The sequence below is a fragment of the Micromonospora sp. MH33 genome (assembly GCF_003013775.1).
In the GTDB taxonomy this organism is placed as follows: Bacteria; Actinomycetota; Actinomycetes; order Mycobacteriales; family Micromonosporaceae; genus Micromonospora; species Micromonospora fulviviridis.
In genome coordinates this window covers 1-5,562 of sequence record NZ_MUYZ01000377.1, presented here as the reverse complement: position 1 = coordinate 5,562, position 5,562 = coordinate 1, and the positions used below count along the sequence as shown (strand labels likewise).

Annotated in this window: 3 protein-coding genes; all 3 read right to left on the bottom strand. The window is 72.2% G+C overall.

What is annotated here, in order from left to right:
• Positions 1-79: 79 nt before the first annotated feature.
• Positions 80-1,033 carry a replication-relaxation family protein gene (locus B0E53_RS32610; protein WP_107079474.1) on the bottom strand — a complete coding sequence of 318 codons (954 nt, stop codon included), beginning with the start codon at positions 1,031-1,033 and terminating at the stop codon, positions 80-82.
• Between the two features lie 252 nt (positions 1,034-1,285).
• Positions 1,286-3,724 (bottom strand): DUF87 domain-containing protein, encoded by a 2,439-nt coding sequence (locus B0E53_RS32605; RefSeq protein WP_246835710.1) that lies wholly within the window; start codon positions 3,722-3,724, stop codon positions 1,286-1,288.
• 71 nt (positions 3,725-3,795) lie between these two features.
• Positions 3,796-5,529, bottom strand: coding sequence for a DUF87 domain-containing protein (locus tag B0E53_RS32600; RefSeq protein WP_107079475.1), 1,734 nt, complete (start codon positions 5,527-5,529; stop codon positions 3,796-3,798).
• Positions 5,530-5,562: the final 33 nt, after the last annotated feature.

The window sequence follows — 5,562 nt, the reverse complement described above, 5'->3', positions numbered from 1 at the left end:
GGATCACCACCCGGTGTTTTCGATGCCCGGGCGGTGACCTGCCCTGTCAGGCCGCCCGTGGGTTGGGGCGGGTTTGGTGTCAGTCGTTGTCGGGGTGGGTGAAGCGGTGCGGGTTGGTGGCGGGATTGTCGGGCCCGTGATCGCTGGGCAGTTCGTGCAGCCAGCGGCGCAGCCCCGGGTCGGTGGTCAGGGTCCAGGCCGGGCCGGCGGGGTGCTCGTCGTGGACGCCGGTGGCGACCGGCATGGCGGTGGGCACGCCGGCCAGGGCGCGCAGCAGGTTGGCTTCGCGGCGGCGGCTGCGCACGCGTAGCAGGACGGGGTAGCGGGGGCCGAACTCGGTGAGACGTTCGTAGGCGCGCAGCTTGCGCAGCACCCTGCCCAGGTTCTCGGTGTTGTTGTCGTGTTCGAGGAAGAACCCGACGGTACGGTCGCCGACGGACCAGACGCCGTGGGCGTCGGGGCGGATGTCGGCGGCGGCGTAGGCGGCGGTGGCGTGCTGCTCGGACCACCAGCGCAGCAGGCGCGCGTTCGGGTCGGTGCGGGTGTAGGCGTGCAGGTCGACGAAGAGCTGGTTGACGCCGAGCAGGTGGCGCAGTTTGTGACTGCCGACGATGCGTTCGGTGCGTTCGATGCTGGAGCGCGGTGGGCGTGCCGCGGGTCGGTCGGGGTCGGTGTAGGCGGTGGGGTGCAGCACGGCGCCGAGGGGGCCGAGCGCGTAGAGGTACTGGCCGGTGCCGGTGGTGACGTCCACGAACCGGGTGACCGCCTCGATGGAGCGCAGCGTCGCGAGGCGCACCAGGGCCGCCCGGCGTGACGGGAACAGGGCCTTGGCGATCTGGTCGGTGGACAGCAGGTAGTGCTCGGCGAGCCAGCCGAGCAGCGTGCGGTCGCGCAGGGTCAGCCGCCGCAGGTGTTCCAGTCGCTCCTGTCGAGAGGGGCGACGAGACGACGGCGACGGGGATGGGTTGGACGAGGTGGGCGGGTTCGGTTCGCAGGAGTCGCAGGAGTGCGAGTCGGAGGATTCGCTGGACATGTGCGGGATCCCTTCAGGGGAAGACGGAGACACCCCTCCGTTGGAGGGGTGTCTGGGATCTGCGGTGGTCGTGGTGACGCCCGGTCAGCGTCGGTGTGCAGCACTGACAGACGTGTTCGGGTGGGTCTGTCAGCGGCGGTGTGCGCGGCGGTGGTGAACGGGAGGTGAAGGGCTGATCGAAAGGCCTGTGCAGCCCGGGTTCGGCGGTGACGGGGCGCTGGTATCGCCGTTGCGGGCGGGCGGCCGGGTCGTTCAGCGGCTGTCTCTGGCGCTCCTGCCCCTGGTGGTCCGGTTGTCGTCCGTGGGCTTCGACAAGCGGTCGACCAGATCGTCGATGGCGCTGGTGTTCTGCTGGTCCGGCTTCCGCGCGACCGTTTCGCGGATCGCGGTGGCCTCACCCACGATGGGTTGGGGTGGGCGCGTCTTCAGGGTGAACGCCGGTGTCTGCCGGCCGTCGACGACGAGACGTGTCGCGGCGGTGTAGGCGTCGAGGTGGGTCAGGTCGTGCTCGTCGAGTTCCGGCAGGGTGTGTCTGGCGAGGACGCGGGCGTCCTCGGGCGCGCACGTGAAGTAGATCTTGTTGCGGGCGTTCGCGGAGACAGCGGCGAGCAGGTCCTTGGGGAACTGGGCGAGGTCCTGGTGGGCCAGGACGAGGGACAGTCGGTACTTGCGGGCCTCGGCGAGCATCGTGTCGAGGCTGTTGGCGAGGGTGAGGAAGTTCTGGGCCTCGTCGATGATCAGGGTTGCGTCGCGGCGTTTGTCGGGGGCGATGCGGGCGCGGGCGGTGGCGGCCTGCCACACCTGCGCCAGGACCAGGGATCCCAGCAGTTTGCTGGTGTCCTCCCCGAGCTGGCCCTTGGGTATGCGGACGAGCAGTGCTCCGCCGTCGAGGATTTTGCCCATGTCGAAGCTGGAGTGCGGGTAGCGCATGGTGCGCTTGACGAAGTCTCGCAGGAGGAAGGCGCGTAGGCGGGCGAGGACGGGGCCGATGACCTGAGAGCGCAGGGCGGGGTTGAGTTCGTCGTACCACTGCCAGAACCCGGACAGGCCGGCCGGATCGTCCAGGTCGACGGTCATCGCCGACCGGAACTGCGCCGAGTTGAGCAGGGGCGGGATGTGCTGCAGGGTGACGTTGGCGTGCCGCAACAGCGTCAGACACGCGACGCGCATGACGTCGTCCATCCGCGGCCCCCATGCCTTGACGAAGATGTTCCCGAAGATCGACACCAGGTTGTCCACGACCAGGTCCGGGTCGTCGCCTGATAGGGGGTTGATCGTCGGCGGGTTCGGTTGGTCCGGGTCGAAGATGACGAGGCGGTCCGCGACGGAGGCGGGAAGCCGGTCGAGGATGTCCAGGACCAGGTCGCCGTGGGGGTCGATGACCACGGTGCCGCGACGGGCCTTGATGTCGTCGACCGCGAGGTTGACCAGCAGCGTGGTCTTGCCGGAGCCAGTGGATCCGACCACGTGCAGGTGGTAGCGGGAGTCGGGAACAGACAGGGCTACCCCGTGGCCGCCGACCTGCGCGTCGCCGATCATTTTCGTGCCGCGCCCGCCGGTCGCAACGGCGACTGGTGCGGGCATGGGCTTGGCCCGCGCCCGGTCCAGGCCGGGGACGGCCAGGTCTTGGGGCAGCGCGGCGAGGGCCGCCAGTTCCGGGGTGGAGGTGAGGAATCCGGCGCCGAGGCGCCGAGAGGCGAGGACCGCGGCGGGGGCCGGCATACGGCTTCGGTGGGTGAGCTGGTTTCGGCCGGAGTAGACGGCGAAGGAGGAGGCGATGGTGTCGGCGATGCCCCTCAACCGTGGCCGCTGGTCGGTGCCGGCGCGTCGACTGTCCTTGCCGACGGCGTAGCGGACGGCGGTCTCCCACAGAGGGTGGGAGGCCTTGTCGAGGATGGCCCGCACGTCGCGTTCCACCCCGGGGTCACGCCGGCCGGTCTGCGCGGGCCGGGTGGTGTGGGTGGGGCGGCCGGGTAGGAGGGCCTCGACGAGCCACAGCAGCGGCGCGGCCGGGTTGATGGCGGGTACGGCAGTCTTGCCGTCGCGCAACCTGCCGGCGGCGCGTCGGGCGCGCACGGCGCGGCGGGGTGCGGCGGGGCGGGCGAGGATCTGCACGCAGGCGTGCTCGTCGGCGCGCAGCCCGGAGCCGGCGGACATCAGCGCGCGCAGCGGGTCGTTGTCGTGATCGGTGGCGAAGGGGAGCCATTCGGCGGCGGCCGGCAGCAGATGTCCGCCCACCACCGTTGGCACGTCGAGCGGGATGGGCGGGGTGGGGGTGTCGTCGGTGGTGCAGGCGGCGCCGGGCCAGGCGGCGCGGACGGCGGCTTCGACGGCGCCGGGTGGGACGGTGCCGGGCACCCACATGGAGATGAGCAGTCGTCGCCCGGCCCAGGTGTATTGCCAGGCGACGTGAGGGCTGCCGTAGAGCCAGCGCCGGCGCCGGGACGGGGTGAGGGTGCCGGCGAGGTTGGCCCACAACGCGGACGCGCAGCGCGCGTCGACCTCGGGTGGTGGGGCGATCGTCACGAGCCTTGCGCCCTCACTGTGCCGGCGGTGGCGCCACCCTGCGAGAAGATTGCGGCCGGCGACGTGCGCCACGAGCAAGCCTGCGGCGACGGCGAGCAGCCACGGCCGCTGCCCCACCCATGCGGCGGCCTCGAGCACCCAGCGGGTGGCGCCGGTGGGCGGCACGGCGACGCCAGGGCCTGGTCCGGACGGGCTGGACGGCGTCGAGTCAGGCACGAGGTGGGTGGCAGACGGGGTCACAGGTCGTCTCCCTCGTCGAGGTCGGCGAGTTCGCTCGGGCGTGTCGTACACAGCTGGTGCTCGGTTTGGGACGCGATGGCCTCGAAGCTGGTCCGGTTAGTTCCCGAGACCAGCAGGCCGGTCCCGACGGCGGCGGCGAGCAGCAGCCGGCGTTCCCCGGCGGTGAGCCCGAACGCGTCGCCGATGGCGTCGATGGCTTGCGGGGCCTGCTTGAGCAGGATCTGGGTGGCGGCGTTGGCGACGACGGCTTGGCCGAGGTCGCTGCCGAGGAGGTCGGCGACGTCCTGGGTGATGACGGTCAGGCCGGCGTGGCGTTTGCGGGCGGCCTTGGACATGCGGAACAGGAACCGGGCGCCCTCGCCGTCGCGCAGGAGCAGCCACGCCTCGTCCACGACGACGAGCCGCCGCGCGGCCATCCGGCTGGGCGCGTCGACCTGCCGCCAGATCGCGTCGAGGGCGAGCAGGGTGCCGACGGTGCGCAGTTCGTCGGGCAGGTGCCGCAGCGACCACACCACGAGGTGCCCGTCGGGGCGGGTGGTGGTAGGCCCGTCGAACAGGTGCGAGAAGGAACCCTCAACCCACGGCGCGAGGCGGGCGGCGAGCTGCCGCGCGGCGGGGTCGGTGTCGGCGTGCAGGCAGTCGGCGAGGTCACGAAGCAGTGGGGCGGGCCGGTGGTGGGTGGCCGGGTCCGGGGTGATGCCCGCGGCCCGGTAGACGGCCAGGATCGCCCGGTCCAGGGCCGCCCGCTCGGCCGATGGCGGCTGTTGCCCGAGCAGCACCGCGATGAGGGTGTGCAGGAACAGCCCACGTCGGGTGAGCACGTCGGGTCGGGTGTCACCCGCCGGCAGGTCGAGGGGGTTGACCTTCACGCCGTGCATGCCGAGGCGGACCACGGCACCGCCCACCGCGTCGGCCAACCTGAGGTACTCGTCTTCCGGGTCGATGACGGCGACCTGCACCTGCTGGTAGAGGCTGCGCAGGATCTCCAGCTTCACGAAGTACGACTTGCCGGCTCCGGAGCGCGCGAGGACGACGCTGTTGTGGTTCTCCTGGGCCCAGCGGTCCCACCACACGATCCCGTTGGAGTCGGGATTCACCCCGTAGAGCACCCCGCCGTCGGCGGGCGGGTCGCCCGGCAGCGGCGCGGGCAGATCCGCGGAGGCGAGGGGGAACGCGGCGGCGAGAGCGGCGGTGTCCATGGTGCGGCGCATCTGCAGGCTGTCGGTGGCAAGCGGCAGGGTGGTAGTCCACCCGGCCAGGTGCCGCCACGTCGCGGGCTGCACCTCGATCAACGTCGAGGCGGCGGCAGCCTTCACCTGCGCGCACGCCTCGCGCAGTTCGTCCTCGGTGCGGGCGTGCACAGTCAGGTAGAGGCCGACGCGGAACAGCTTCGCCGCGCCGCGCGCCAACCGTTGCGCGAGGTCCGCAGCGTCGTCGGCCGCCGCTTCCACGGACGGGTCGGGCAGCTTGCCCCGGCCGGCGTCCGCCCGACGGGACGATTCGAAGCGGGCCCGCTGGTTACGCAGCCGGGCGGCGGCGACCGGGGCGGGCAGCGGGTCGATGTGCAGGGCAAGGTCGAGCCGGCCCGGCCACGACAACAGCGGTTCGAGCCAGGCCGGGCCAACCTCCGCCGGGTAGCCGGTCACCACGAGGGTGGCGGCGTAGCCGTCCCCGACGCGCAGGAACCGCGGGGTGACCTCGACCGCGGCCGGGGCGACGGCAGCCGCCAGCCCGTCCGGCGGACAGCCACCCTCGGCAGGCTG